Consider the following 26037-nt stretch of genomic DNA (forward strand, 5'->3'; position numbering starts at 1 on the left):
ATGTCATATGATCCAGTTTCACGAATTACGGACGGGAGACTATGTGCTGGTCGAATTTGACGGCAAGCGCACGGAAGGGGAGGTGCTCGGGCTGAATGGGGCGGACAGGGAGGTACAGGTGAGGACGGGGGATGACCAGGAGTTCTGGTACACCCCTAATGATCTGTATCCCATACCTTTAGACGAGGGGCAGCTGACGCAGTTCGGGTTCGAGAGACAGGAGATGCCGGATGGGAAGATCAAGTACCTGAAGGGGCCGTTCCGCATCCTTTTGTCCGGAAAAGGGAATTTTTCCGATTTTGAAATGTGGTATCGGGAGGATCGGCGGCATATAACGCAGCCTTTGGCGGTTCATGGGTTGCAGAATCATTTCCATGGAATGACGAAGATCGACCTTGTGAGGGAGGTTCAAACTCATTAGAAGGTGGATAAACCGGCCCTGGCCGGGAAAATTTCTAAAAAATTCATTTAATTTGATTTTTCTTGCCGAAGTTTTCGTATTTCGGCAAAGAAATCCTATCTTTGCGCTCCCAAAAACTGTATGGCGAAACAAGCACTCATTAAACAAGATGGTATCATTCTGGAAGCCTTATCCAATGCTATGTTCAAAGTTAAGCTGGAAAACGGGCATGAGATACTGGCCACTATCTCGGGGAAAATGAGGATGAATTACATACGGATATTACCGGGGGATAAAGTGGGGGTTGAGATGAGTCCCTACGATCTGACAAGGGGGAGGATCATATTCAGGTACAAATAATATAATATCATGACACGAGGCGAAGCCGACTGCGTGATACAAAATAAAAGACAAACTACTCATCATGAAAGTTCGTGCATCCATTAAAAAGCGCAGCGCCGATTGTAAGATCGTGAGAAGGAAGGGGAAGCTGTATGTTATCAACAAGAAGAACCCTCGTTTTAAGCAAAGACAGGGGTAAGGGACCCGATGGCCGAAGGCCCGACATTGGCGGGTTTTTGCCGAAGGCGAAAAACAAATTAAAAACAAATAAGAGAATATGGCTCGTATTGCCGGTGTAGACTTACCAAAAAATAAACGGGGGGAGATCGGACTTACCTATATCTTCGGTATTGGTCGTTCGACTGCTCAGTATATCCTGACCAAGGCGGGGATCGATTTCGACAAGAAGGTGCATCAGTGGAATGATGAGGAGTTGAACGCCATTCGTAATATCATTACGAATGAGTTCAAGGTAGAGGGTGCGCTTCGTTCCGAGGTGCAGATGAATATCAAGCGGTTGCTGGATATTGCCTGTTATCGTGGGCTTCGTCATCGTAAGGGTCTGCCTGTGCGTGGTCAGCGTACGCGTACCAACAGCCGTACCCGGAAGGGCAAGCGTAAGACGGTTGCCGGCAAGAAGAAGGTAGCCAAGAAATAGTTGAGTCATGCATGAGCTGGAGCTGCCCTGTTTAGGCGTTGCCTTTGGGCAGTCCGGTTCGTGCTTGTTCATATTTGCACCAGACGCGAAAATTTGAAGGATCGGCGCCAGATGCTGGTGGTGCAGGCGGAGGGTTGATCCGGTCCCGGCGACGGGAAGATTTTTAAACGGCGAATCCGGCCGGTTATGCCGGTGGAGGAGCAAAAAAGATTACCTAAGGTAACCGTATGGCAAAAGCACAAGCAAACAGCGCGAAAGCCGCTGCTAAGAAAAGGATCGTAAAGGTGGATGTTTATGGTGATGCGCATATCACCGCCAGCTTCAACAACATCATCATCAGCCTTACCAACAAGAACGGGCAGGTGATTTCCTGGAGCAGTGCCGGGAAGATGGGCTTTAAGGGTTCCAAGAAGAACACTCCGTATGCCGCGCAGATGGCTTCTTCGGATGCTGCCAAGACGGCTGTCGATGCCGGTCTGAAGAAGGTGGATGTTTATGTGAAGGGTCCTGGTTCGGGCCGTGAGAGCGCTATCCGCGCCCTGTCCAACAACGGGATCGAAGTGGTGATGATCAAGGATGTGACCCCGCTGCCCCATAACGGCTGCCGTCCGCCGAAGAAACGCCGTGTATAGTCAATTGGCCGCCACGGTAGTGGCGGCTGTATATATTCAGAAGCCGGGTAGGATTCAATTTTAAGATTTTTGAACAATCTTACCCGGGTAACTCAAAAATCTAACAAAGCACATTATGGCACGTTACACTGGACCGAAGACAAGAATTTCCCGCATTTTCGGCGAGCCTATCTTAGGCAATGGCAAGTATCTTACCAAGAACAGCAATCCTCCCGGCCAGCATGGCGGGACGAAGAAGCGCAAGGCTCCGGGCGAGTATGCCCTGCAGCTGAAAGAAAAGCAGAAGGCCAAGTACACCTATGGCGTACTGGAGCGTCAGTTCCGTAAAACTTTCGAAGAAGCCAACCGTCGTAAGGGGGTTACCGGTGAGAACCTGATCAAGTTGTTGGAAGCCCGGCTCGACAATACGGTATACCGTCTTGGCGTAGCGCCTTCCCGGCCTGCGGCCCGTCAGCTGGTTGCGCACAAGCATATCACCGTGAATGGTGAAGTGGTGAACGTTCCTTCTTTCCAGCTGCGTCCCGGGGACGTCATCGGGCTGAAGGAAAGCGCCAAGGGGAATACCGGCATCACCAGCCAGATCCGGGGCAAGAATGCCAGGATCAACTGGCTGGACTGGTCCGAAGCCGAGTTCAAGGGTACTTTTATCGCCTTCCCGGAGCGGGAGAGCGTGCCTGAGAACATTAAGGAGCAGTTGATTGTTGAATTGTATTCCAAGTAAGCGGCGGGCGGGATCGCCCGATGCACACAAGTAATCGTTAAATCGTAAATTTAAATATGGCCATTTTAAATTTCCAGAAACCAGACAAGATCATTCTTCAAAAGGCGACCGATTTTGAAGCTCAATTCGAATTTCGCCCTTTAGAGCCGGGTTATGGTGTCACCATCGGGAATGCCCTTCGCCGGGTGTTGCTCAGCTCTCTGGAAGGATATGCGATCATTGGGGTCAAGATCGAGGGTGCCGATCACGAGTTCGCTACTTTGAAGGGCGTGACGGAAGATGTGGTGGAAATCATCCTGAATCTGAAGCAGGTTCGTTTCAAGAAGAAGGTTGAGCATGAAGTGGCACAGGAAAAGATCACGCTGAGCCTGAAGAACAGGACGGAATTCACGGCCGGAACGCTTGGAGAAGCTACTCCTTCGTTCGAGGTTATGAACCCCGGACTGCTCATCTGTACCCTGGATTCTTCTGCGAAGTTGGACATCGAGATCACCATCGGCAAGGGCCGTGGTTATGTTCCGGCCGAAGACAACAAGCCCAAAGACGCTCCGTTCGGCTATATTCCGACCGATGCAATATTCACTCCCATCAAGAATGTGAAGTATTCTATCGAGAATACCCGTGTGGAACAGCGCACCGACTTCGAAAAGCTGATCATGGAAGTTTCCACGGACGGGACCATTCATCCGGAAGAGGCTGTAAAGCAGGCATCGCGCATCCTTATCCAGCACCTGATGATCATTACCGACGAGAACATCACTTTCGACAATAAGGAAGAGAAGAAGGAAGACCTGGTGGATGAGCAGACGTTGCAGTTGCGCAAGATCCTGAAGACCCCGCTGGAGGATCTCGATCTTTCCGTACGGGCGTTCAACTGTCTGAAAGCCGCCAAGATCAACAGTCTTAGCGAGCTGGTTACCTACGAGCAGGAGGACCTGATGAAATTCCGCAACTTCGGTCAGAAGTCGCTGGCGGAGATCGAGCAGGTGCTCGGCGAGCGGGGTCTGCACTTCGGTATGGACCTGACGAAGCTTAAGGTAGACGACGAGTGAGTTTTTAATTCATAGTGGACCCCAAGGTTGGGGTCCACCTCTTTTTTAATACAGCCTTGCAATTCCTGACACGGTGTAAGGTTTAAATCAAACAGTCATGCGTCACGGAGACAAAATCAACAATCTTGGCCGTACGGCATCGCATCGGAAGGCGTTGCTGAGCAATCTGGCCATTCAACTGATCGCGCACAAGCGGATCGTTACCACTCTTGCCAAGGCAAAGTCGCTGCGGACCTATGTAGAGCCGCTGATCACCAAGGCAAAGGACAATACGACCCATCAGCGTCGCGTCGTTTTCAGCTACCTGCAGGACAAGGAAGCCGTTACCACGCTTTTTGACGAGGTCGCTACGAAGGTAGCCGGTCGTCCCGGTGGTTATACGCGGATCATTAAATTGGGCACCCGGGTTGGTGACAACGCTGAAACGGCCCTGATCGAGCTGGTCGACTTCAACGAGGTTTATGGCAAGGGTAAGGGCGAGGTCAAGGAAGCTGCGGGCAAGAAGACCCGCCGTGCAGGTGGCAGCAAGAAAAAGGCTGCTGGCGATGCCGCTCCTGCCGGGGCTAAGGAAGCCAAGAAGGAAGACGGGCCGACTGAGTAATTCACAGGGCCTCTGTATAAAAATTAGGGAACCCGGCGCATTCGCCGGGTTCTTTTTTTCATTAGTTTTGCCAAATTTTTCATTTCACATGTCCCATACTTCCACATTCGTTCCTGCCGTCCTCCTGCTCGAAGACGGCACAGTTCATCATGGCCAGGCTTTTGGTAAGATAGGCACCACTTCGGGTGAGATCTGTTTCAACACCGGGATGACGGGCTACCAGGAGGTGTTCACGGATCCCAGTTATTTTGGCCAGGTGCTGATCATGAACAGCGTTCATATCGGTAATTACGGGGTGAAGGAGAGTGATGTGGAGTCGTCCGGCGTCAAGATCCGCGGGTTGATCGGCCGTAACCTGGAGGAGCAGTTCTCCCGGATGCAGGCCAAGGGTTCGCTGGACGAATATATGAAGGCCAATAACATCGTTTGTATCGAAGGGGTCGATACCCGGAGCCTGGTGACCCATGTCCGGGTAAAAGGCGCCATGAACTGCGTCATTTCCTCGGAGACGACCGATCTCGACGCGTTGAAGGGTGTGCTGGCCAAAACGCCTTCGATGGACGGACTGGAGCTGGCTTCGGCTGTCAGCACGGACAAGGAATATGAGCTGGGTGATCCGGCCTCGACCCTGCGGGTGGCCGTGCTGGACTTTGGCGTGAAGAAACATATCCTGCAGTGTATGGTCGACCGCGGCGCGTATGTGAAAGTATTCCCGGCCCGGACGCCGCTGGCGAAGCTGAAGGAGTTCTCCCCCAGCGGTTATTTTCTCTCCAACGGTCCCGGCGACCCGGCACCGATGGATTATGCGATCCCGATGGTCAAGGAGATACTGAAGGAGAAGAGGCCGTTGTTCGGCATCTGCCTGGGGCATCAGCTGCTGGCGCTGGCCAATGATATCCCGACCTTCAAGATGCACCATGGGCATCGCGGGCTCAATCATCCCGTGAAGAACCTGGTCACCGGCCGTTGCGAGATCACCACGCAGAACCATGGTTTTGGGGTTGATCCCGAGGCTGTTCGCAAGGCATCGAATATCGAGGTGACGCATGTCAACCTCAACGACGAATCGATTGAAGGGATCAGGCTGAAGGACCGGCCTGCCTTTTCCGTTCAATACCATCCCGAGTCCACCCCCGGTCCGCATGACAGCCGGTATCTCTTCGATGAGTTCGTTGCGCTGATGCGGGAATACAATTAGGAATAAAACCTCCGCCATGACAATAACGATCATCAATGGGCCCAATCTCAACCTGCTGGGTAAGCGGGAACCGGATGTATACGGGAGCCAGGGATTCGATACCTATCTCGGGGAACTGCGCGCGAAATTTCCGGAGATCCGCTTCGACTACTTCCAAAGCAATGTGGAAGGGGAGTTGATCGGTGAGTTGCAACGAGCGGGTTTTGCTTCGGATGCCATTATTCTCAATCCTGGCGGTTATACCCATACGTCGGTGGCGATCGGTGACGCCATCGCGGCCATTCCGGCACCGGTGATCGAAGTGCATATCTCCAATGTTCATGCCCGGGAAGCCTTCCGGCATATCTCGCATGTCTCTGCCAAGGCAAAAGGAACCATTGCTGGGTTGGGGTTGAAGGGATATGAATTGGCTATAAGATACTTTTTATAGGAACACCTGGAGCATCAGGGCGAAGCCGGTATCCTGTTTGGGATCATCGGTCTTGCGGATGATATGCAGTCCTGCGGGACTCCAGATCTTGAAGACATCCCCTTTTTTATGGACCAGCACTTCGTGCTCGATCGTTGGCTGTAGAATGCCGCGGGCGATCCAGCCCAGGTCGCCTTTTGTCACGCTTTCGCCACCCATGGAGTAGGTTTGTGACATCTGTTCGAAGGTTGCAGTACCGCTCCGGATCTTCCGGATAATGGCGTCGGCCAGCGAATCGGCGACGCGGCGGCGGAAGAAGGCGGTGTCGATGAATATCTGGCTGATGTGGTAGAACTGGTTGGGCGCCTTGCTGAGCAGCTGCACCAAAAAACGGTTCCCTGCGGGTCCGTAGGGACCATATACTTTCTTTTCTTTCCCGGTGTAAGCGAGGCTGTCGGCGATGGCCTGGAAATGGCGGGTCCGGCTGACGATGATGGTATCGATCTTCCAGCGTTTTTTCAGGATGTCCCGGGCGTAGAGAATGGGGTTGGGGCTTTTTTCCAGTTCGGCTTTTATCTGGTGAATAGTCGTGGGAACTGTGGTGGAGGGCTGGACGGTGGTGGATCCGGCGGGTTTGGTTTGGGCGCGAAGGCTGGTTGCGAATGCAGGCAGGATGAATAACAATATATATAGTTTCATGTAGGTCAATTAGATATAAGCTAATAATCGTGCTTCAGACGAGCCTCCTCCGTCGGCTCCGGCAAATATCATAAATTGGAACGATTTTCGTTAAATTTAATAGTATGCGACGTATCCTTTTCTATATGATCCCGGCGATGTTGTTGAGCGCATCCCATGCTTATTCCCAGTGGAAGAGCTATATCCTCAGCCCCAAGGGGGATACCTTGAATTGTGTGGACCAAAATGATAAGAAGCAGGGGCGATGGGTGATCCATGTGGATGAGCTTAGAGGAGAACCGGGATATGAGGAAGAGGGTGTTTTCAAGAACAACCGGAAAGAGGGGCTTTGGCGCACCTATACGCTGGGTGGCGATATCTCCGGTGTGGAATTCTACAAATGGGGTTTGAAAGAAGGTGTTTGCCAGTATTTCGGCATGAACGGCACGCTGTTGCGTGAGGAGAGCTGGCGAGCGATCAACCCGGATAAGGAGTACGATACGTTGCAGGTAGAGGATGTGGACAAGCTTGATAGTTACAAAACCGTTGTTGTTAAGAATGAAGGTGCCGCCATCAAGGACGGCGTCTGGAAATATTACGATCCTGCCACCGGCAGGGTCGCCCGGCAGGAGACCTATACCGTCGGGAAGTTAGAGCATCCTGCTGCCCAGCAAACGGCGGCCGCCGTGGCCCCGAAAACGGTTGCCAAACCGAAGGAGGTGCTCGAGTTCGAGAAGAAGATCGGTAAGAAAAAAGTAAGAGTGCAGGACGGGAGCGTGTATTAGTTCAATGCTCACCGGCCTTGCGGTGAGGGCGCTGAGTTAAAAAATTTTTCAAAGTACATTACCTGGTAATCGATGCTGTTGTTCCAGTAATCATGCTCATGCCCGCCGGGGCGTTCGATATAGTCATGATCAATTTTTCTATCCAGTAATTTTTGGTGGAGGTTGCGGTTGACGGGCAGGAAGAAATCGCTTACGCCGCAGTCGAAGATAATTTTCAACTGACCGTTTTGCAGGTTGTCGACGGCATGGAGGACGGTGTTGTTCTCCCAGATGTCCTTATGGGTGGCGTAGTCGCCGAGGTCCTTTTTTATGCCCCATTTTTCGGGGAAGGGGGTGAAGTCGACGCCGCCGCTTGTGGCGCCGGCTGCGCCGAAGAGAGCGCGATGGCGGATCGCGAGGTAGAGGGCGCCGTGTCCGCCCATGCTGAGGCCGGTGATGGCGCGGTGAGCGTTGTCGGCGCGGGTCGGGTAGTGGGCGTCGATATAGGGGATCAGTTCGGTGGTGACGAAGGTCTCATAGCGGACTTTGGGGTCGACGGGGCTGTCGAACCACCAGCTGTCGTAGCCGCCGTCGGGGCAGACGAAGAGGATGCCGTCGGTGGTGGCTTCCGGTGCGAGTTGCGGGGCCGTTTGTATCCATTGGGCATAGTTGCCGCTGTGACCGTGGAGGAGGTAGATGACGGGCCAGTGTCCGGTGGCGCCGGGTTTTTGGGATGGCCGGATGATGACGCATTTGACGTCTTTGTTCATTGCGTTGCTGTGGACGAGGATGGTGTCGACGGGGCCGGCGGCGGCCGTTACCGATAGGGTCGCGCAGAGGAAGAGAAGGGAGAGAAGTTTTTTCATTGGGTGAATGTAGGAAATAATTAAATTTGATTCAGTGCCTTTCTCGTGCCCTTGAGGCTTCCTTGCTGTCAGTGAATCCGCTCCATCCAGATGGGCCGTCGCACCGGATATAGATCAGTTCATAGATAAGAAAGACCCCGGCATTTGCCGGGGTCTTTGCTTTGAGGTGTTTAGAATGCTTTCTTGTCCTTACCCGTCAACTGCATCGGGTTGTTGGCTTGCGGGATGGCGCGGGGGCCGAGCTGCCTGGCTTTGAAAATTTCGAACTTGCTTTCCGTCTGAACGACGGGCCAGCTGTTGTTGCTTTCGTCGATGTCGGCGGTCTCGCGGTTCGGGTCGAGCTTGATGCTCTGTACTTCCCTGTCTTTTACGAAGATCTTGGTGAGATGGCTCTCGTTTTTGCGCCAGACCTGGGCGGGGATGCGTTCGATTTCTTTTGTGCCGTCCTTGTAGGTCCACTCGATGATGAGGGGCATCACCAGGCCGCCTTTGTTGCTGAACTGCAGCTCATAGAATTGTTTTGACTGCAGTTTTGCCTTGTCGGCATCGTCCAGCGGTTCGTTCGAGAAGGTGCCGACCTCTCTTCCATTGATAAAGGTGGAGTGAACCGTATAGCTGGTGGTGTCGTAGGGGATCTGTCCACGGGTGTATTTGTAGTAAAAATCGTGCAGGCTCGTGTCGGCGTCCGAGGGGAAGATGATGCTCTTGTCTTCGCGGTTCCTTACCTTGGAGATGTCCGTCGGGAAGCGGCCGTCGGGCATGGGTTTGTCGATGTGCCTGACGACGGTGGAATCGGTATGTGCCGGGACATGCGTGAAGTCGGGGGTCAGGTGTTTGACGCTGTCGAGGGAGAGGTCGACGGGCTCGATGCCATAGAACCAGCCGCGCCAGAACCAGTCGAGATTTTCTGCGCTGGCGTCGTTCATCGTCCTGAACAGATCGGCGGGAGTGGGGTGTTTAAAGGCCCAGCGGCGGGCGTATTCCTTGAACGCATAGTCGAACAGCTCGCGGCCCATGATCGTTTCGCGCAGCATATTGAGACCGGTGGCGGGTTTTGTATAGGCATTGGGACCGAAGTTGACGATGTTCTCGGAATTGGTCATGATAGGCTCCAGCTGGTCTTTGGGAAGCTTCATATAATCCACGATGGCCCAGGCCGGCCCTTTACCCCGTACGGGGAATTTGTTATCCCATAGCTCCTCGGTAAGGTATTCCACAAAGGAGTTCAGCCCTTCGTCCATCCAGGACCATTGACGCTCGTCGCTGTTGATGATCATGGGGAAGAAGTTATGTCCCACTTCGTGGATGATGACGCCCAGCATGCCATATTTGGTGGCTTCGCTGTAAGTGCCATCTTTCTCTGCCCTGCCGTAGTTGAAGCAGATCATCGGGTATTCCATCCCATTGGAAGCTTCCACGCTCTGCGCCACAGGATAGGGGAAGGGAATGGTAAAATGCGAATAGGTCTTGATGGTATGTGCCACCGCCTTGGTGGAGAAGCGGCGATAGAGCGGATAAGCTTCCTGTCCATAGTAGCTCATGCACATCACCTTTTTGCCTTCCACATACGCCGGCATGGCGTCCATGACAAACCTCCGGGAGGAGCCCCAGGCAAAGTCGCGTACGTTGTCGGCCTTGAAGATCCATGTCTTTGTTTGTTTGGTCTTTTTGACCATGGATGTTTTGGCTTCGGCCAGGGTGACGACCTCGACAGGCTCTTTGGCAGTCTGCGCCTGCTGCCAGCGGGTGAACTGCGCGGGTGTCAGCACCTGCTGATAGTTCTGGCATTCGCCGGTGGCGCCGATGACATGGTCGGCAGGGACCGTCATCTGGACCTTGAAGTTGCCAAAGGTGAGGGCAAACTCGCCGCGGCCCGTGAACTGGTTGTTCTGCCAGCCCTGGAAATCGCTGTACACGCAAAGGCGGGGATACCATTGGGTCATGGTGAAGAGATAGTTGCCGTCTTCGGGGAAATATTCATAGCCGCCCCGTCCACCGTATTTCATCCTGTCGGAGACGTGATAGTTCCAGTCTATTTTAAAAATGAATTTCTGACCGGGTTTCAACACCGCAGGCAGCTCCACCCGCATCATAGTCTTATTGACCATATATTTCAGATTGACGCCCATGGCATCCGTAATCCTGGTGATATTGTCGCCATAGTCGTTATTCACTTTCATCTGCATGCTGCGGCTTATGCTCTGGTCGCTCATCATACCGGGCATGGAGCTTCCGTCCTGGTAGTTGGCGTTGTTCTTTGCGCTGTGCTCGTTCTCGTCCAGCTGGAGCCACAGGTAGGTGAGCTCGTCGGGAGAATTGTTGAAATAGGTGATGGTTTCCGATCCTGTGAGCCATTGCTTGTCTTCGTCCAGCGTGGCTTTGATGTCGTAGTCGCAGCGTTGTTGCCAGTATTTGGGACCGGGGGCGCCGCTGGCGGTACGGTATTCATTCGGCGTAGGCAGCATAGTGCCCAGGGCTTCGAATTTATTACCGTGATTGGAAGTTGAGTTGTTCTGAGCCATGGTGGCGCCGGTGGCGGCAAGACTCATAAACAATAGCAGTGGTTTTCGTATCATGTGTGTTGTTATTATTAAAATTAATGATGAGTGGGCCACCTTTCCCATGCCATTTGCATGGACCACAACAGTATTATCACGGATGCAATACGCATCCATCCTATCCTGGGCGCCCGCAGGAGCTGCACGAAAATAAAGGAAATTAACAGGAAAAGGGCTACCACGAGCAGCTGGGCGGCTTCGATGCCCAGGTTAAAGGCCAGCAGGGGTATGATCACTTCTTCCCTGGTCATCAGGCTGCGCAGGTCGCTGCCGAAGGCCATGCCGTGGATAAGGCCGAAAAAGAGGGCAAAGAAGTAAATGAGAGGCAGACGGGACGGATGTTCCACCTGTTCGCGGCGTTGCAGCAGATTGTTGAAGGCCGTGACGATGATGGTGACAGGGATGAGAAATTCGATCCATGTCTTGTTTATATGTACCGCGCCTGTAGCGGTGAGGGCCAGCGTGATGGAATGCCCGATGGTAAAAGCAGTGACCAGTACAGCCACCTTTTTCCAGTCCTTTAGCTGATAGCGCAGGCATAGGGCTGCTACAAAGAGAAGATGATCTTTGGCGTCAAGATTAAGGATATGGTGGGTGCCTAACCCAAAATATATATTGAATTCTCCCATGTCTGTCGAAACTTTGTTTCGCGGTGGTCAAAATTATTCAGACTTTTGTAACATAAAAATTTACTTTTTAAATGGCTGCATCTCTATTTAAATGGTTGATGATCTTATTACATCCCCTGTATATCACCGTCACGGAGATAAACCACAATGGAAAGGACAAGACGCTGGAGATCAGCTGTAAGATGTTCACCAATGATTTCGAGGCCGTGCTGGAAAAGACGGCGCATGCCAAGGTAGATCTATCCGATGCAAAGAACAAGGCGGCCAATGACAAGCTGATAGCGGATTATGTAGAAAAACATTTACAGCTGAAAGTGGACGGACATCCCGTATCCCTGCATTTCATAGGCAGCGAGAAAGAGGAGGATGGGACCTGGAGCTATTTCCAGGTAGATAACGTTCCGTCCGTGAAGAAGCTGGATGTCAATAACAACCTGCTATACGACGGATTCAACCAGGAGATCAATATCATGCATGCCTCGGCAGGAGGAGTAAAGAAAAGCACCCGGCTGGATTATCCTGTAGCCTCGGCCAGCTTTGAATTTTAGCTGCCGGCGGGGACCTTAGGCTTCCTCTTCCTCCTTTACCTCGTTTTTCAATTCTTCGGAAAGGCTTACCAGCACCTTGTCGATGCGTTGTGCATCCATGTCTATCACTTCGAAGGTGAAACCCCTCCATTCCATTTTTTCACCGATGGAGGGTATGCGTTCCAGCTCGTTGAGGATAAAGCCGGCCAGCGTATCGAACTCGTGGTCGCCTTCATTCATCCAGGCTGTCTTGTGGAAGTAGGTGAGGAAGTCATAGAAAGGTATCTGGGCGTCAACGAGGAAGCTGCCATCCTCACGGGTGGTGATCTCATAATCGGGTATATCCTGCTGGGCGATCTCACCGATGATGGCTTCCAGTATATCGTTCAGGGTTATGAGCCCCTGGAGGCTGCCGTATTCATCCACGATGAAACAGCAGTGGATCTTGGACTGTTTGAATTTTTCCAGCACCACATAAGCCGAATTGTTTTCCGGAATGAAAAGGGCCGGTGTCATGATATCCTTGAACAGGACGGTATCTTCTGTCACATACAGGTCCTTTATGGAAACGACGCCTTTGATATTGTCGATGGCCCCGTCGCAGATGGGATAGACGGAATGCGGCTCCCGGATGATCTTTTCCTTGATGGTCTCTTCATTTTCGTTGAGGTCGAACCAGATGATATCGCTGCGATGGGTCATCAGGGAAGTTATGTTCCGGTCGCCCAAATGAAAAACTCTTTCAATGATCTCCTGTTCGGCTTCTTCGATGGTGCCTTGTTCCGTGCCTTCGTGGATGATGGCCTTTATTTCGTCTTCCGTGACGGCTCCGTCCTGAGAAGGGGTGATAGGGAAGAACTTGAAGAAAAGATTGCTGGTGGTGTTCAGCAGCCAGACGATGGGGTGGGTGACGAGGGAAAGGGTTCTTACGGGTCTGGCCACCAGCCGGGCGATCTGTTCGGCCCGAAGCAGGCCGATGCGTTTGGGGATCAGCTCTCCGAAGATGATGGAAAGGAGGGTGACCAGCACCAGGATAAGGGCGGTGGAGATATCAGCCGCGTATTTATGGAGATAGGATATTTTTTCCAGGTAGGGTGTCAGGTTGGCGGCGAACTTTTCGCCCGAGTAATAACCTACGAGGATGGCCACGAGCGTAATACCGATCTGCGCAGTAGATAGGAACAGCTCAGGGTTTTCGGCCAGCCGGAGAGCGGCCTTTGCCTTGTCATCCCCTTTGTCAGCCAATTGTTCCAGCCTGCTTTTTCGGGCAGATACCAGCGCTATCTCCGCCATGACGAACAACCCGTTCAAAAAGATCAGAAAAAGTAAAATTACTATCTCAAACATGTTGATGATTATAGGGTTGTGAAATGTGCGGGGTAAGCGTGCCGGACAGCCATTTGAACACGCGTGCGAGCAGCCATCCGATCATACTGCCCACAAGGGCCCCGCAAGCTATATCCACAGGGTAATGCACTCCTACATATACTTGTGCGTAAGATATTAAAAAAGCCCAGGCAAACACCCATCCCCACCACCTGCTGGTATGCCGCAGGGTCAAGAATATAAACCAGGCAGCCGCAAAATGGTTGCAGGCATGTGAAGAAGTAAAGCTGGAGCTCACCGGACAGTATCCTACCAGAATATGGATATTGTCGGCCAGCTCGGGGTTATGACAGGGTCGCAGACGGAAAACAAGGCGTTTTATCACATCGCTGCTGACCTGATCGCTGATGGCGGCTGTTGTGACCAGGAAGAGCGCCCATCGCCAGCCTTTTTTGCCAAAGTTCAGGGTAATGAACACCAGGAGGAAGAGATAAAAAGGTACCCAGAATTCCGCTTCCCGCAGAAAAGGGAAGATGAGGTCGCCGAAAGGGCCCGTCCAGTCCTGGTTGACCTTGTTGAACAGCCAATGGTCAGCCCGTAAGATGTTTTGTATGAGGCCTGAATGACTGTCACTGTCAAGTAAAATCATGGTTTCCTGAATAATTGCCCTAATTTTATGCCCATTTAATTGCGGCCCAATTGGACTTCTGGAAAATTTAGTCCAATTGTGCCTATTTTTTAATTATTGTCCTTCGGACGACGGACCAGGGTCCGTCCTGAAAAAAATAATACCGGCAGGTCATGGGAACAAAGGCAGGAATAAAGATACCGAAATTGATTCGTTTGATTTTTGTGATGGGGATTATTTTTTTATTGATCATGAGCTTGTTGCGTCTGGGTCTCTTCCTTTTTTTTAGCAGACAGGGCCATTCTTTCTCCGACCTGATCTCGTCCTTTGTCCTTGGGATCCGGTTTGACCTGCGTTATGTAGGTATCCTTTGCGCTCTTCTCCTAATCACCGGCAGTCTGCCGTTCTTAAACCCATTCCGCAAGCCGGCGGGCCGTAAATGGACTATTTTCCTTATCGCGTTATCCGGATTTCTCATCCTTTTCTTTTACTCGGTGGATTTTGCCCATTACAGCTATCTTTCACAGCGGCTGAATGCCAGCGTTCTGAATTATCTGGCCGATGCCAATATCTCCGCCAATATGGTCTGGCAGACCTATCCCGTCCTGCGTATCCTGCTCCTGCTGATAATAGGCACCTGGCTGGTGGCGAAAGGGGCTAAATATCTATATAAACGCATTGGCAGGGGACAGGACCCTGTGCTCAAGACCTCCGGACGGGCAGGTTGGTGGGTTGGGACATTTCTGCTATTGGCGCTGGCCATCTTTGGGCGGGTGGGGCAATTTCCTCTTCGATGGAGCGATGCCTTTAGCCTGGGCAATGACTATAAGGCCAGCCTGTCGCTAAACCCTTTCCAATCCTTTTTTAGCAGTCTGAAGTTCCGGCATATCGCCTATGATGAGGCCAGGGTAAAACAGGCCTTGCCCGAGCTGGCGCCTTATTTTGGGTTCCACCAGGTGGCGAGTGGACAACCGGGTTCCGATCCGCTGGCTGCCGCCGTCAGAAGGGACATACCTGTCTTGCCGGGTGTCACCGCCCGTATGCCTAATGTGGTAGTGGTCATTTGCGAATCCTTTAGCGGCTATAAAAGCAGCATGTGGGGCAATCCGCTGAACACGACCCCTTTTTTCAACAGCATGTGCCAGCAGGGACTGTTCTTCGACCATTGCTTTACGCCCAGCTATGGTACCGCCCGAGGAGTATGGGCGGTGATCACGGGTATCCCCGATGTGGCTATTCCAACCTCCACTTCCAGCCGCAACCCGGCCGCCGTGGATCAGCACACGATCATCAGCGATTTCCAGGGATATGACAAATTCTATTTTTTGGGTGGCAGCACCAGCTGGGCGAATATAAGAGGATTGCTCACCAATAATATCGAAGGGTTGAAGATCTATGAACAGGAGAACTTCAAATCTCCCAAGGTGGATGTATGGGGCATCAGCGACAAGAACCTGTTCCTGGAGGCCAATGGGATCCTCAGCCGGGAGGACAAGCCATTCTTTGCCGTCATTCAAACGGCCGACAACCATCGTCCTTATACCATTCCCGACGAGGATAAGCAGGCTTTCCATTCCATCTCCGTATCGCAGGATTCCTTGCAGAAATGCGGATTTGGCAGCAACGAGGAAATGAACGCCTTTCGTTATACAGACTTCGGATATCGCAGTTTTATCGAGGCGGCCTCGAAAGAAAAATACTTCGACAATACTATCTTTCTTTTTGTGGGGGATCACGGTATACCGGGCGATGCGGGGAAAATGTTCCCCAAAGCATGGACAGATATGTTCCTCACGGCCGAGCATGTACCATTGCTGATCTATGCGCCAAAGCTGATCGCTCCCCGCCGGGTCACGAAGACCTGCTCACAGGTGGACGTACTGCCTACCCTCGCCGGGCTCTGTCATATCCCCTATAAGAATACGGCCCTGGGACGGGACCTGCTGGACAGTGCGCGTTACAGCAATGACAAGGAGCTGGCCTTCATCTACAACCCGGACCAGGAATCCATCAGCGTGGTTCATAACGGTTATGTATATCGTCTGTTGCAAAAGACGGGAAAAGAGCAGATGGCTTCGGTCCTCAATAACGACCCCGTCCCTGATTCGGTGATGAACGGACCGGTGAAAAAGGAACTGCGTCAATTGACGGAAGGCGTCTTCGAGACGGCGAAATACATGATATTGAGAAACAAGAAGGACACGGCTATTGCTTCTTCTGCGCGATGATCGGCAGACGGGGAGAATGCTTGCTGTCATAGGGTTGTAGCTCATAGTTCCCGAATACCTATGATAGATCACGCCGTCTATTTCCTTTTGAGAGTGGCGTTCCGGTCTGTCTTCGGCATATGATCATTCTCATATTGCAGGGCATAATTAATGCTGTTCCCGGACAGGTCGATGCCCGTCACGTCGAAGCCTTCATCGGCCAGGACGCGGGCATGACGCCCGCGTCCGCAGGCCAGGTCCGGCATCCGGGAGCCGGCAGGGGATGTAAGTATAATTTATGCCGAAATGTACCCCATCCCCGGTGAATATTTAATGATGGGAACTTCGGCCGGCGAACCCGTGGTCCGCTGGCAAATTTGTTGATATTTTGTAAGAAATTAAATGGTTTCTGGCATTTTAGTTGCGGATTTTTAAAATGTCCGAAAAAATAGATTTTTATAAGGAATATGATCTATTTTTCAGAAAGGTTGAGGTTCGTTTTAAAATTCAATTCTTTAGGAATTCCCACAAAGTAGTAGCCTACCGCTCCACTCAAACCCGTATATTTAAAGTAAAATCTATTCGATCGTGGCGTTGATCAAGAGTATTTCCGGAATCAGAGGGACAATTGGAGGGCGACCGTCCGAGAACCTGTCGCCGCTTGACATTGTCAAATTCACCGCTGCATTCGGCAGCCGGATACTTGCGCAAGACGCCCGTACCCGCCCGGGCGGTAATAAGATCGTCATCGGTAGAGATGGCCGTATCAGCGGCGAGATGGTCAGCCAGCTGGTTGTCAGCACGCTGATCGGGATGGGATTGGATGTGATCGATCTGGGATTATCCACTACACCCACGGTTGAGCTGGCCGTCGTCGGAGAAAAGGCGGCAGGCGGCATTATCATTACAGCCAGCCACAATCCAAAGGAATGGAATGCATTGAAGCTGCTGAATAGCGATGGGGAGTTTATCAGCGCGAAGGAAGGCGCGGCCATCCTGGAAAAAGCGGAAAGGGGCGATCTCTCTTTTGCGCCTGTCGAAAAGCTGGGCAGCTATGCGCTCAATACCACCTGGCTGCAGAAACACATCGATGCCATTGTGCATCATCCGCTGGTAGATGTTCAAAGCATTCAGCAAAAGCATTATAAGATAGTGGTCGACACGATCAATTCCACGGGAGCGCTTTTCCTGCCTCCTTTGCTAAAGGCGTTGGGCGTAGAAGAAGTGATACTGTTGAATGAGGAGATCAATGGACGTTTTGCGCATAACCCGGAACCTTTACCGGAGAATCTTTCCGGATTGAGCGCTACGGTGCAAAAATCAAAGGCGAGCCTGGGTATTGCCGTAGACCCCGATGTGGACAGGCTTTGTTTTGTATGTGAGGACGGCAGCATGTTCGGAGAGGAATACACATTGGTAGCCGTAGCGGATTATGTGCTGAGCAAACGACCCGGCAATACCGTCAGCAATATGAGCAGCACCAAGGCGCTGAAGGAGATCACGCTGAAGCATGGCGGCGCCTATTATCCATCCGCCGTGGGGGAGGTGAATGTGGTGAACACGATGAAGGCGGTGAATGCCGTCATCGGCGGAGAGGGAAATGGGGGCATCATCGTCCCCGACCTGCATTACGGCAGGGATGCCCTTATCGGTATCGGACTCTTTCTCAGCGCCTTATCCTATCATAGGAATGGGATCCGTTCTTTCAGGGCCCGCTATCCGGATTATTTTATTTCCAAGAATAAGATCGAGCTGCAGCGAGGTATCGATGTCCCGGCCATCTTTGACAAGATCAAGAAGAAATATAAAAATCATCCCGTCAACACCGACGATGGGTTAAAGATAGAGTTTGACAGCGATTGGGTGCACTTGCGTACGTCCAATACGGAACCCATTATCCGTATCTACGCCGAGAGTAATTTCGAGACGACGGCTAATAATATAGCTACGCGCCTTATGCAGGATATCAAGGAGTTCATCTAGCTCCCGGCTGCCTTTGTCCCTTGTGCAGCCCGATGTCGTCCAGCCGACATATGTCACAGCTGAAGAATATTGTATCTTTACGCCCGCTATGGAAAGAATTTATTTCGACAATGCCGCTACGACGACCCTGGATCCTCTTGTTTTGGAAGCCATGATGCCCTATCTGACAGAGAAATTCGGCAATCCTTCTTCAATTTACTCATATGGACGGGAGTCCAGGCTGGCGATCGAGAATGCACGCAAGTCCGTGGCGAAGATCCTGAATGCCCATCCGGCGGAGATCTTCTTTACTTCCGGTGGTACGGAAAGCTCCAATACAGCCATTACCGCAGCGGTGCGGGACCTGGGGTGTACGCATATCATCAGCTCGCCGCTGGAACATCATGCCACCCTGCATACGGTGGAACATCTTCATAAGAAAGGCGAAGCTGCGCTCAGCTGGGTGGAGCTGCTGCCCAATGGTCACATCGACCTGGAAGACCTGGAGCACAAGCTGGCTTCCACCCAGGAAAAGACCATCGTATCGCTGATGCACGCCAACAATGAGATCGGCAATATGCTGGATATCCATGCGGTGGGTGAACTGTGCAAGCTTTATGGGGCTTATTTCCACTCCGACACCGTTCAGACGGTGGGCCATTTCCCATTCGACCTGCGGAATACGCCTGTCCATTTTATCACCGGAGCGGGGCATAAATTCCACGGCCCCAAGGGAGTGGGTTTACTATATATCAACGAGAATGTAAAGATCCACCCTTTTATACACGGCGGCTCGCAGGAGCGCAATATGCGCGCGGGAACGGAAAACCTGTACGGCATCGTCGGCTTTGCCAGGGCGCTGGAACTCGCTACCAGGGCGTTCGAAGAAGACAGCGCGTATATCAAAGGAATAAAGGTCTATATGATGGAGCAGCTGAAAAAGCATGTGAAGGGGATCTCCTTCAATGGGGATGCGCTTGGAAGAAGCCTGTACACCGTACTGAGCGTGTCCTTCCCCAAGACGGAGAAGTCGGAAATGCTTTTGTTCAACCTCGACATCAATCACATCTGCGCCAGCGGCGGCAGCGCCTGCACCAGCGGCGCGGAGCAGGGGTCACATGTGATCAGGGCCATCAATAACAATCCCAATCAGGTGACGGTTCGTTTTTCTTTTAGCAAACACAATACGAAAGAAGAGGTGGATACTGTGGTAGATAAGCTGAAGGACATGATCTGATATTTCACCGACCGCATATTTTATGTCTTACATCATCGGCATCGACATTGGCACTACCAATACCAAAGCTGTAGCTTTTACGGATATGGGGCGCGTGCTGGCCGATGCCAATTCTTCCTATGCCGCTTTTACGGGTGAAGAGGGGATGCATGAACTGGACCCGCGTGCGTTATGGGATGCCGTCCTCAAAGTGCTGTCCGAGGTGTTGTCACGGACGGGAGGTCAGGCTGGGCTGGCAGGTGTCAGCTTTAGCTGCGCCATGCATAGTTTGATAGCCGTGGATCAACAGGGAGAGCTGTTGACGCGGGCCATGACCTGGGCGGACAGCCGTAGCAGATCTTTTGCAGACAAGCTTAAAGCCAGCGAAGCGGGCCGGCTCATCTACCGGCAGACGGGCACGCCGATACATGCGATGTCGCCTTTATGCAAATTACTTTGGTTGAGGGAAAAGGAGCCGGATGTCTTCCGGCGTGCGACCCGATTTATTTCCATAAAAGAATATATCTGGTGGAAGCTTTTTGGCAAGTACCAGGTGGATCATTCCCTGGCGTCTGCCACGGGGCTGTTCGATATCTATCGGTTCACCTGGTACAGGGAGTCGTTGGAGCTGGCGGGGATCCGGGAGGACCAGCTGTCGGAGCCTGTTGCCTGTACGCATAAAGAAACGGGCCACCGGCTGGAGGGATTGCCAAAGGGACTGCCGTTTATCATTGGGGGAAGCGATGGGTGTCTGGCGAACCTGGGCAGCGGGGTGGTAAAGCCGGGTGAGACGGCGCTCACCATTGGCACCAGCGGGGCTATCCGCATGACGGCGCAAAGCCCTGCCTATGATGCACAGGAAAGGATCTTTCGATATATACTCACTCCGGACCTTTATGTCTGTGGCGGCGCAACCAACAATGGAGGCGGCGCCGTGCAATGGTTTGCCACGAACCTGGGTGGTGGAAGACCCGTAGAAGAGCTGGTCCGGGGCGCTTTTGAGGTGGCCGGTTCGGATGGGTTGATCTTTCTGCCGTATTTGCTGGGGGAAAGGGCGCCTGTCTGGAATGCGGATGCCAGGGGAGTGTTCTTTGGGATAAAGGCCAGTCATGGACGGGCGCATTTTATGCGGGCCGTGTTGGAAGGGATCGGCTTTAGCCTGCGGCAGGTAGGGGTCTCGCTGGAAGAGACCATCGGTCCGATAAAACATATCTATGCCAGCGGGGGATTTACGCATAGCCCGCTGTGGCTGCAGATGATGGCCGAGATCTTTGGCCGGACGGTGTATACTACCGGCAGCGCGGATGCATCCGCCATCGGCGCCTGTATCATGGGGGCATATGCATTGGGGATCATCCCCGGATTGGAGGAGGCTGCAACCCTGATCAAAATAAAGGATAGTTATGAGCCGCGGCGGCAGGATATATATGGGCCATCGTATGCGATCTATACGGAGCTGTACGGGCGGCTGAAAGATCTGATGTGACCTAATGTAAAGGCCCGCGTAAGCGGGCCTTTGTTTCCTCTCATGTGTGTGTCTACTTGTTACTTGTGTCTCACCAGGTCCCTGGGAAGAATGCCGAACTCTTTTTTGAAAGCCTTTGCGAAATGGCTAAGGTTCGAGAAGCCAATCTCGCTGCCGGCCTGCTTGATGCTGCATTGGCCGGTGATCAGCATTTCTTTGGCCCGTTGGAGCCTGTTCTTATTATAATAGTCATACAGGGTGTATCCGTAGATCTGCTTGAAAAGATTCTTCAGCTTGCTGGTGCTCATGAATACTTCATGGGCCAGCGATTCCAGCGAAGGGAAGCCTTCCAGCCTGCTGCTGAGGATCTGTTCGATGTGCTGCATGCTCTCCAGGTCGTTCTTTTTGATAGCCCTGGGCAGCGATGCCTGTTCCTGGCGCAGGAACGAATGGAGGAATTTCTCCGTCAGATGAATGATACGGGACAGGCGACGGATCTGGCTCAGCGGATCGTTCTCTTTCATTTCAAACAGCTCTTTCAGCGTCTCGCGATGCGGAAGGCTGACGAAATATGGGTTGTCGGATAGGCTGTTGGCGCGGGCAAAGGCTTCGAGCTTCTCCAGGAGCTCCGTTGACAAATAACGGGAGGCGAGCTCATGCGTAGCGAAGATCATCAGCCTCTTCACCGTGCTGCCGGCCGGTATCTTGACGTGCAATGGTTCCCGGGTGTCGGAAAGAAAAATGTCGTTTCGGAGGGAGCCTTTGTCTGCTGCAACAGGTTGGTCGTCCTTGAGCCACACTTCCTTATTGACTTCCACCTGGTTAAAGGAAAGGGAAAACCCTTTTGCGCCATCCGGTTCGCGATATATCTCAAGATCGGAGTTAAGCCGGAAATTCATCACGGCATAGGAAAGATTCGGGCTCATCGTGTGAGCCAAAATGGTTCCTTCTCCAACATGAGGGGGTAAAACGAGCAAATGGTCTTTAACAGGTGTGTTCAGAAGCGCTGCGAATTCTTCCAACCATTTTTCATAGTTCTCCAGCTTGAATGATTGCATTACCATGGTCACTGTATTTCGTCTACTCTAAAATTTAATTACATCATCGGCAGCTGTCGTGGTTTTGAGATAAGGCACGCGGTCCATAGCCGCAAAAGCGCAAAATTACGGTAAATAGTGTTTGGGGATTGGCTGTAGGGAGTGTTTTAATAGCTGCAAAGGCTATTTAACGTTTTCTTGAGCTAGATCAATGCCATGCAGGAGCAGATATGAAAAGTTTTGGCTAACGGCCCTTGATGATCTCTTTTGGAAGAATGCCAAACTCTTTTTTGAACGCCTTGGCAAAGTTACTCAAATTCGAGAAACCAATATTCATTCCTACTTGTTTTACGCTGTATTTGCCTGTTTGCAGCATTTCTTTTGCTTTTTCCAGCCTGTTACGGTTGTAGAATTCATATAATTTCATTCCGTATATTTCTTTGAACTTGGTCTTGAGCTTGGTGGAGCTCATCATGGCGGTTTTGGAAAGCATGTCGATGGAGGGGAATTTATCCAACTTATTGTTGCTGAGGATCCGTTCTACATCCTTCAGCGCGTCGATGTCCTTTTCCTTATCCTTTTGTTTTAATCCACCGGATTCTTTCAGGAGGGGAGCCTTGGTAAGGAAGGCGTTGAGGAATTTTTCCGTCAGCATGAGCACCCTGTTCTGTATAAGCAGGTGAGTGATAGGGGACTGATGGTCGGCGCTAAAGATATCTTCCAGCAGCTGCCGGTATTCGAAAGTGATGGGTTCTCTGTTTATATTTCGCAGCCGGTTGTCCGCATATACGAGGAGGTCGAGCAATAGATCTTTTTTGACACAGCGGCCGACAAAGGAGGGGCTGAAGAAAAGACCGACACGTCTCAACCTCGAGCCTCTCGAATAGGTCACCTCCAGATCATAGTTGGTGGAGGATAAAAATATATTGCTTCTGTTGGGGCTTTTATCGGTGATGGTATTGTGTGGTTCGCGGATCACGAAAAAGTCGCTGACATTTACCTGGTTGAAAAAAAGACTAAGACCGTAGAGAGAAGATTTTTTACGGAGGAATACCAGATCTTCATGCAGGGAGAAGTTCATGATGACATAGGAGATATCCGTATTGATATTGGCAGCCATCACGTATCCGTCACCGACGGAATGGGGGATCTGTATCTTTCCAGCTACTACGGGCAATTTTAGAACTCTGCTGAAACCTTTGAGCCAGCTGCGGAAATCTCTTAACTGATAAACATATCTTATCATAGGACGATCGTTTAAGATGAAAGGTTTATTATCAGTAGATCCAATAGTAATTTAATGAAATTATGTCGAATTGCAATGACTGATCTTCTATTCAGCGACGAGGGAGCGGGTCTGTTTAGCTAACGTAAAATAACACACGAAACGCAATCGGAACGCCATGGGGTTACTTTTTTGGACAAGACCGTATTTTGGGCGGATGAAACGCGCCGGGGGCAGGACGGACAGGCGCTTATTTCAGGACGCTTTTTATCTCCTGCAGCTTGAGCAGGGCCTCGACGGGAGTCAATCGATTGATATCCATACTTTCCAGCAGACGGCGGATATGGTCGAAGGTTTCCGTGTGGGCATCGAAGATAGACAGCTGCAATTTGGGAGCAGCGATATCCTTGATGACGTCCCCGATATGAGCGCCGGCTTGCTTGTCCTCCAATTGCCGAAGGATCTCACCAGCTCTTTGAAGAAGGGCGGGGGGCATGCCTGCCAGCCTGGCCACGTGGATACCAAAGCTGTGCGTGCTGCCGCCGGGGGCCAGCTTGCGGAGGAAGATCACTTTATTGCCTACTTCCTTATTGGTGATATGATAATTCCTGACGCGGGGCAGCTTGTTCTCCAGCTCGTTGAGCTCATGATAATGAGTGGCGAACAATGTCTTGGGCGCATGCGGCGAATTATGGAGATATTCTGCGATGCTCCAGGCGATGGATATGCCATCATACGTAGAGGTGCCTCTTCCTATCTCGTCGAGCAGCACCAGGCTGGCCGGAGTGATATTGTTGATGATGCTGGCGGTCTCGTTCATTTCGACCATGAAAGTGGATTCACCGGCGCTGAGGTTGTCGGAAGCGCCTACACGGGTGAAGATCTTATCTGTCAGCGGTATCCTGGCTGCATCACAGGGTACGAAGCTACCCATGTGGGCCATCAGGGTGATCAGCGCCGTCTGTCTTAACAAAGCGCTCTTACCGCTCATATTGGGACCTGTGAGAATGATGATCTGCTGGGATGAAGGGGATAGCAGCAGGTCATTGGCTATGTATGTCTCGCCGGGAGGCAGGTTCGTTTCGATGACGGGATGGCGGCTTTCTTTCAGCTCCATGTCACGCCCTTCGTGGAGGATGGGTTTTTTGTAGTTGTATTGAAGCGCATTGCCTGCAAAGGTCAGGAGGCAATCCAACTCGGCCAGCACCTGTCCATTGGTCTGCATCGGGGCGATGTATTCCTGCAGATCTCTCACCAGATGGTCATATAGTCCTGTCTCCAGCGTCAATATCTTTTCATCCGCACCGGTGATCTGCTCTTCATATTCTTTCAGCTCGGGGGTGATATAACGTTCGGCATTGGCCAGCGTCTGTTTGCGCATCCATTCCCCGGGCACTTTATTCTTATGCGCGTTGGTGACTTCCAGGTAATAGCCGAATACATTGTTGAAACCTACTTTCAGCGAGGATATGCCCGATCTTTCCGCTTCCTTCTGCTGCAGCTCCCCGAGATATTCCCTGCCTCCCGTGGCTATCTTCCGAAGACGATCCAGTTCATCGTTGATGCCGGCGCGAATGGTTTCTCCCTTGGCGACAGCCACGGGCGGGTTGTCCGTGATGGTGGCGAAGATCCTTTCCATGATGGGCCGGCAGATATCCAGGCGGGTGGTCAGCTGACGGATGTGTTCGTCGTCGATGTCGGCGCCTGTTTGTTTTATTTCGTCGATGTGCTGCAGGCCTTTTGCCAGTACCAGCAGCTCGCGGGGGTTGATCTTTTTTACGGGGATCTTGCTGACCAGCCTTTCGATGTCGCCGCACTGATGTATATGACGGGAAAGACTGCCGCGCAGATCGGGACCTTTTATAAAGAATTCTACGGCATCCAGGCGTCGCTGGATCCGGAGACTGTCTTTCAAAGGCATGAGCAGCCAGCGCTTCAGCAGCCGCGCCCCCATGAGGGACACGGTATGATCCAGCACTTTCAGGAGGCTGAGGCTTTGTTCGCGATGGTCCGTGTTCGTCAACAGTTCCAGGTTGCGGATGGTGAACTTGTCCATCCACAGATGATCTTCTCTGTCCAGGCGTACGATCGAGCTGATATGCTGCAGATGCGGATGTTCCGTGTCCTTTAAATAATGCAGTACCGCCCCCGCGGCCACCATGCCTTCGTGCATATGCTCTACGCCGAATCCTTTGAAGCTGTGGGTCTGAAAATGTTTGAGGAGAATGTCGGTGGCGTATGCTTCTTCAAAGATCCAATCCTCCATCGTATAGGTGTAGAACCGGGACCCGAATATTTCCTTAAAGTGTTTTTGAAAATTGCGCTGAAAGATAACCTCGGCGGGGTGAAGGGTCTGCAGCAGCTTGTCTATATATTCGGTATCTCCTTCCGCCACAAAGAATTCGCCCGTGCTGATGTCGAGGAAGGCGATGCCCAGACCGTTCTTGTCATCGGGCCAGTGGTCGGGGAAATAGATGCCTGCCAGGAAATTATTGCTATTGCCTTCTAATAACTTTTCGTTGGTGGCGACGCCGGGAGTTACCATTTCCGTGACGCCTCGTTTGACGATGCCTTTGACGGATTTGGGGTCTTCCAGCTGATCGCAGATGGCGACGCGATAGCCTGCTTTTACCAGCTTGTGGAGATAGGTGTCCAGGGAATGGTGGGGGAAGCCTGCCAGTTCGAGGGAGTGGGCGGCTCCGTTGTTGCGTTTGGTGAGGGTGATACCCAGGACCTTCGAGGCAGTGATGGCATCTCCTCCGAAAGTTTCATAGAAGTCGCCTACGCGGAAGAGAAGAACGGCATCGGGGTATTTTTGTTTGATGGCCCGGTGCTGCTGCATGAGAGGAGTATCTGCGCTGGATTTTGCCATGGGGTGACAAAAATAAGAAAGCCTCCACAAATGGATGGGGAGGCTTTTTGTATGGGGATAAGTT

26 protein-coding genes are annotated in these 26037 nt (G+C 51.9%); 16 read left to right on the forward strand and 10 right to left on the reverse strand.

Going from position 1 to position 26037, the window contains the following annotated elements; all coding sequences use genetic code 11:
• Window positions 1-7: 7 nt before the first annotated feature.
• The 10 genes from VHE34_RS11795 to aroQ all read left to right on the forward strand — a co-directional run bounded on the left by VHE34_RS11795 (window position 8) and on the right by aroQ (window position 6034).
• Window positions 8-421 carry a hypothetical protein gene (locus VHE34_RS11795; RefSeq protein WP_325588043.1) on the forward strand — a complete coding sequence of 138 codons (414 nt, stop codon included), beginning with the start codon at window positions 8-10 and terminating at the stop codon, window positions 419-421.
• Between the two features lie 120 nt (window positions 422-541).
• Window positions 542-760: a translation initiation factor IF-1 gene (infA, locus tag VHE34_RS11800; protein WP_188929708.1), complete on the forward strand. Its 219-nt coding sequence runs from the start codon at window positions 542-544 to the stop codon at window positions 758-760.
• 64 nt (window positions 761-824) lie between these two features.
• Window positions 825-941, forward strand: a complete 117-nt coding sequence (gene ykgO / locus VHE34_RS11805) for a type B 50S ribosomal protein L36 (RefSeq protein ID WP_038084689.1) — start codon at window positions 825-827, stop codon at window positions 939-941.
• 78 nt (window positions 942-1019) lie between these two features.
• Window positions 1020-1400, forward strand: a complete 381-nt coding sequence (gene rpsM / locus VHE34_RS11810; RefSeq protein ID WP_188929707.1) for a 30S ribosomal protein S13 — start codon at window positions 1020-1022, stop codon at window positions 1398-1400.
• A gap of 227 nt (window positions 1401-1627) precedes the next feature.
• Window positions 1628-2032: a 30S ribosomal protein S11 gene (gene rpsK, locus VHE34_RS11815; RefSeq protein ID WP_325588053.1), complete on the forward strand. Its 405-nt coding sequence runs from the start codon at window positions 1628-1630 to the stop codon at window positions 2030-2032.
• Between the two features lie 115 nt (window positions 2033-2147).
• Window positions 2148-2753 carry a 30S ribosomal protein S4 gene (rpsD, locus tag VHE34_RS11820; RefSeq protein ID WP_325588055.1) on the forward strand — a complete coding sequence of 202 codons (606 nt, stop codon included), beginning with the start codon at window positions 2148-2150 and terminating at the stop codon, window positions 2751-2753.
• A 56-nt stretch (window positions 2754-2809) separates the two neighbouring features.
• Complete coding sequence (locus tag VHE34_RS11825; RefSeq protein WP_325588057.1) at window positions 2810-3805, forward strand: DNA-directed RNA polymerase subunit alpha; 996 nt, start codon at window positions 2810-2812, stop codon at window positions 3803-3805.
• Between the two features lie 97 nt (window positions 3806-3902).
• The gene (rplQ, locus tag VHE34_RS11830) at window positions 3903-4406 is read left to right on the forward strand and encodes a 50S ribosomal protein L17 (RefSeq protein WP_349255689.1); all 504 of its coding nucleotides are present in this window, start codon (window positions 3903-3905) and stop codon (window positions 4404-4406) included.
• Between the two features lie 88 nt (window positions 4407-4494).
• Window positions 4495-5604 (forward strand): glutamine-hydrolyzing carbamoyl-phosphate synthase small subunit, encoded by a 1110-nt coding sequence (gene carA, locus VHE34_RS11835; protein WP_325588059.1) that lies wholly within the window; start codon window positions 4495-4497, stop codon window positions 5602-5604.
• Between the two features lie 16 nt (window positions 5605-5620).
• Window positions 5621-6034, forward strand: coding sequence for a type II 3-dehydroquinate dehydratase (gene aroQ, locus VHE34_RS11840; RefSeq protein WP_325588061.1), 414 nt, complete (start codon window positions 5621-5623; stop codon window positions 6032-6034).
• Here the strand turns inward: aroQ and VHE34_RS11845 are convergent.
• Window positions 6029-6712 carry a peptidylprolyl isomerase gene (locus tag VHE34_RS11845; RefSeq protein ID WP_325588063.1) on the reverse strand — a complete coding sequence of 228 codons (684 nt, stop codon included), beginning with the start codon at window positions 6710-6712 and terminating at the stop codon, window positions 6029-6031. The two genes, aroQ and VHE34_RS11845, sit on opposite strands and share 6 nt — an antisense overlap.
• Window positions 6713-6816: 104 nt before the next feature.
• Here VHE34_RS11845 and VHE34_RS11850 point away from each other — a divergent pair, with 104 nt between their 5' ends.
• Complete coding sequence (locus tag VHE34_RS11850; RefSeq protein ID WP_325588065.1) at window positions 6817-7476, forward strand: hypothetical protein; 660 nt, start codon at window positions 6817-6819, stop codon at window positions 7474-7476.
• An 8-nt stretch (window positions 7477-7484) separates the two neighbouring features.
• On the opposite strand, the gene VHE34_RS11855 is transcribed toward VHE34_RS11850, so the two are convergent.
• From VHE34_RS11855 to VHE34_RS11865, 3 genes are all read right to left on the reverse strand, one after another.
• Window positions 7485-8321 (reverse strand): alpha/beta hydrolase family protein, encoded by an 837-nt coding sequence (locus VHE34_RS11855; protein ID WP_325588067.1) that lies wholly within the window; start codon window positions 8319-8321, stop codon window positions 7485-7487.
• 170 nt (window positions 8322-8491) lie between these two features.
• The gene (locus VHE34_RS11860) at window positions 8492-10897 is read right to left on the reverse strand and encodes a M1 family metallopeptidase (protein ID WP_325588069.1); all 2406 of its coding nucleotides are present in this window, start codon (window positions 10895-10897) and stop codon (window positions 8492-8494) included.
• Between the two features lie 20 nt (window positions 10898-10917).
• A complete protein-coding gene (locus VHE34_RS11865; RefSeq protein ID WP_325588071.1) occupies window positions 10918-11508 on the reverse strand; it encodes a HupE/UreJ family protein in 591 nt (196 codons plus the stop codon).
• Window positions 11509-11579: 71 nt separating this feature from the next.
• On the opposite strand from VHE34_RS11865, the gene VHE34_RS11870 reads away from it, so the two are divergent.
• A complete protein-coding gene (locus tag VHE34_RS11870; protein WP_325588073.1) occupies window positions 11580-12056 on the forward strand; it encodes a DUF6702 family protein in 477 nt (158 codons plus the stop codon).
• A gap of 15 nt (window positions 12057-12071) precedes the next feature.
• Here the strand turns inward: VHE34_RS11870 and VHE34_RS11875 are convergent, their stop codons facing one another.
• Together VHE34_RS11875 and VHE34_RS11880 are read right to left on the reverse strand one after the other, a co-directional pair.
• Complete coding sequence (locus VHE34_RS11875) at window positions 12072-13382, reverse strand: hemolysin family protein (protein ID WP_325588075.1); 1311 nt, start codon at window positions 13380-13382, stop codon at window positions 12072-12074.
• Complete coding sequence (locus VHE34_RS11880; RefSeq protein ID WP_325588077.1) at window positions 13375-14010, reverse strand: phosphatase PAP2 family protein; 636 nt, start codon at window positions 14008-14010, stop codon at window positions 13375-13377. The genes VHE34_RS11875 and VHE34_RS11880 overlap by 8 nt, the downstream gene beginning before the upstream one ends.
• A 230-nt stretch (window positions 14011-14240) precedes the next feature.
• Here VHE34_RS11880 and VHE34_RS11885 point away from each other — a divergent pair, with 230 nt between their 5' ends.
• The gene (locus tag VHE34_RS11885) at window positions 14241-16217 is read left to right on the forward strand and encodes an LTA synthase family protein (protein WP_325588079.1); all 1977 of its coding nucleotides are present in this window, start codon (window positions 14241-14243) and stop codon (window positions 16215-16217) included.
• Between the two features lie 77 nt (window positions 16218-16294).
• Here VHE34_RS11885 and VHE34_RS11890 read toward each other — a convergent pair whose 3' ends face one another.
• Window positions 16295-16462 carry a class I SAM-dependent methyltransferase gene (locus VHE34_RS11890; protein WP_325588081.1) on the reverse strand — a complete coding sequence of 56 codons (168 nt, stop codon included), beginning with the start codon at window positions 16460-16462 and terminating at the stop codon, window positions 16295-16297.
• Window positions 16463-16784: 322 nt separating this feature from the next.
• Here VHE34_RS11890 and glmM point away from each other — a divergent pair, with 322 nt between their 5' ends.
• The 3 genes from glmM (at window position 16785) to VHE34_RS11905 (ending at window position 20860) form a co-directional block, all read left to right on the forward strand.
• The gene (gene glmM / locus VHE34_RS11895) at window positions 16785-18179 is read left to right on the forward strand and encodes a phosphoglucosamine mutase (RefSeq protein WP_325588083.1); all 1395 of its coding nucleotides are present in this window, start codon (window positions 16785-16787) and stop codon (window positions 18177-18179) included.
• Between the two features lie 88 nt (window positions 18180-18267).
• Entirely contained in the window at window positions 18268-19395 is a 1128-nt protein-coding gene (locus tag VHE34_RS11900) for a cysteine desulfurase family protein (protein ID WP_325588085.1), read from the forward strand.
• 22 nt (window positions 19396-19417) lie between these two features.
• Complete coding sequence (locus VHE34_RS11905) at window positions 19418-20860, forward strand: gluconokinase (RefSeq protein WP_325588087.1); 1443 nt, start codon at window positions 19418-19420, stop codon at window positions 20858-20860.
• 59 nt (window positions 20861-20919) lie between these two features.
• Here VHE34_RS11905 and VHE34_RS11910 read toward each other — a convergent pair whose 3' ends face one another.
• From VHE34_RS11910 to mutS, 3 genes are all read right to left on the reverse strand, one after another.
• Entirely contained in the window at window positions 20920-21903 is a 984-nt protein-coding gene (locus VHE34_RS11910; RefSeq protein WP_325588089.1) for a helix-turn-helix transcriptional regulator, read from the reverse strand.
• 217 nt (window positions 21904-22120) lie between these two features.
• Window positions 22121-23122, reverse strand: a complete 1002-nt coding sequence (locus VHE34_RS11915; RefSeq protein ID WP_325588091.1) for a helix-turn-helix transcriptional regulator — start codon at window positions 23120-23122, stop codon at window positions 22121-22123.
• A 229-nt stretch (window positions 23123-23351) separates the two neighbouring features.
• Window positions 23352-25973, reverse strand: coding sequence for a DNA mismatch repair protein MutS (gene mutS, locus VHE34_RS11920; RefSeq protein WP_325588093.1), 2622 nt, complete (start codon window positions 25971-25973; stop codon window positions 23352-23354).
• Between the last annotated feature and the right edge of the window lie 64 nt (window positions 25974-26037).

Source organism: Puia sp., assembly GCF_035546395.1.
GTDB lineage: Bacteria > Bacteroidota > Bacteroidia > Chitinophagales > Chitinophagaceae > Puia.

Excerpts from the sequence above, each read along its gene's own strand:
- ykgO (WP_038084689.1), top strand. The coding sequence starts at position 825 with ATGAAAGTTCGTGCATCCATTAAAAAGCGCAGCGCCGATTGTAAGATC.
- rpsD (WP_325588055.1), top strand. The coding sequence starts at position 2,148 with ATGGCACGTTACACTGGACCGAAGACAAGAATTTCCCGCATTTTCGGC.
- VHE34_RS11860 (WP_325588069.1), bottom strand. The coding sequence starts at position 10,897 with ATGATACGAAAACCACTGCTATTGTTTATGAGTCTTGCCGCCACCGGC.
- VHE34_RS11890 (WP_325588081.1), bottom strand. The coding sequence starts at position 16,462 with ATGCCGGACCTGGCCTGCGGACGCGGGCGTCATGCCCGCGTCCTGGCC.
- rplQ (WP_349255689.1), top strand. The coding sequence starts at position 3,903 with ATGCGTCACGGAGACAAAATCAACAATCTTGGCCGTACGGCATCGCAT.
- mutS (WP_325588093.1), bottom strand. The coding sequence starts at position 25,973 with ATGGCAAAATCCAGCGCAGATACTCCTCTCATGCAGCAGCACCGGGCC.
- VHE34_RS11870 (WP_325588073.1), top strand. The coding sequence starts at position 11,580 with ATGGCTGCATCTCTATTTAAATGGTTGATGATCTTATTACATCCCCTG.
- VHE34_RS11900 (WP_325588085.1), top strand. The coding sequence starts at position 18,268 with ATGGAAAGAATTTATTTCGACAATGCCGCTACGACGACCCTGGATCCT.
- VHE34_RS11825 (WP_325588057.1), top strand. The coding sequence starts at position 2,810 with ATGGCCATTTTAAATTTCCAGAAACCAGACAAGATCATTCTTCAAAAG.
- VHE34_RS11865 (WP_325588071.1), bottom strand. The coding sequence starts at position 11,508 with ATGGGAGAATTCAATATATATTTTGGGTTAGGCACCCACCATATCCTT.
- VHE34_RS11905 (WP_325588087.1), top strand. The coding sequence starts at position 19,418 with ATGTCTTACATCATCGGCATCGACATTGGCACTACCAATACCAAAGCT.
- infA (WP_188929708.1), top strand. The coding sequence starts at position 542 with ATGGCGAAACAAGCACTCATTAAACAAGATGGTATCATTCTGGAAGCC.
- carA (WP_325588059.1), top strand. The coding sequence starts at position 4,495 with ATGTCCCATACTTCCACATTCGTTCCTGCCGTCCTCCTGCTCGAAGAC.
- VHE34_RS11875 (WP_325588075.1), bottom strand. The coding sequence starts at position 13,382 with ATGTTTGAGATAGTAATTTTACTTTTTCTGATCTTTTTGAACGGGTTG.
- VHE34_RS11795 (WP_325588043.1), top strand. The coding sequence starts at position 8 with ATGATCCAGTTTCACGAATTACGGACGGGAGACTATGTGCTGGTCGAA.
- VHE34_RS11910 (WP_325588089.1), bottom strand. The coding sequence starts at position 21,903 with ATGGTAATGCAATCATTCAAGCTGGAGAACTATGAAAAATGGTTGGAA.
- rpsK (WP_325588053.1), top strand. The coding sequence starts at position 1,628 with ATGGCAAAAGCACAAGCAAACAGCGCGAAAGCCGCTGCTAAGAAAAGG.
- VHE34_RS11885 (WP_325588079.1), top strand. The coding sequence starts at position 14,241 with ATGAGCTTGTTGCGTCTGGGTCTCTTCCTTTTTTTTAGCAGACAGGGC.
- rpsM (WP_188929707.1), top strand. The coding sequence starts at position 1,020 with ATGGCTCGTATTGCCGGTGTAGACTTACCAAAAAATAAACGGGGGGAG.
- VHE34_RS11845 (WP_325588063.1), bottom strand. The coding sequence starts at position 6,712 with ATGAAACTATATATATTGTTATTCATCCTGCCTGCATTCGCAACCAGC.
- VHE34_RS11915 (WP_325588091.1), bottom strand. The coding sequence starts at position 23,122 with ATGATAAGATATGTTTATCAGTTAAGAGATTTCCGCAGCTGGCTCAAA.
- VHE34_RS11855 (WP_325588067.1), bottom strand. The coding sequence starts at position 8,321 with ATGAAAAAACTTCTCTCCCTTCTCTTCCTCTGCGCGACCCTATCGGTA.
- VHE34_RS11850 (WP_325588065.1), top strand. The coding sequence starts at position 6,817 with ATGCGACGTATCCTTTTCTATATGATCCCGGCGATGTTGTTGAGCGCA.
- VHE34_RS11880 (WP_325588077.1), bottom strand. The coding sequence starts at position 14,010 with ATGATTTTACTTGACAGTGACAGTCATTCAGGCCTCATACAAAACATC.
- aroQ (WP_325588061.1), top strand. The coding sequence starts at position 5,621 with ATGACAATAACGATCATCAATGGGCCCAATCTCAACCTGCTGGGTAAG.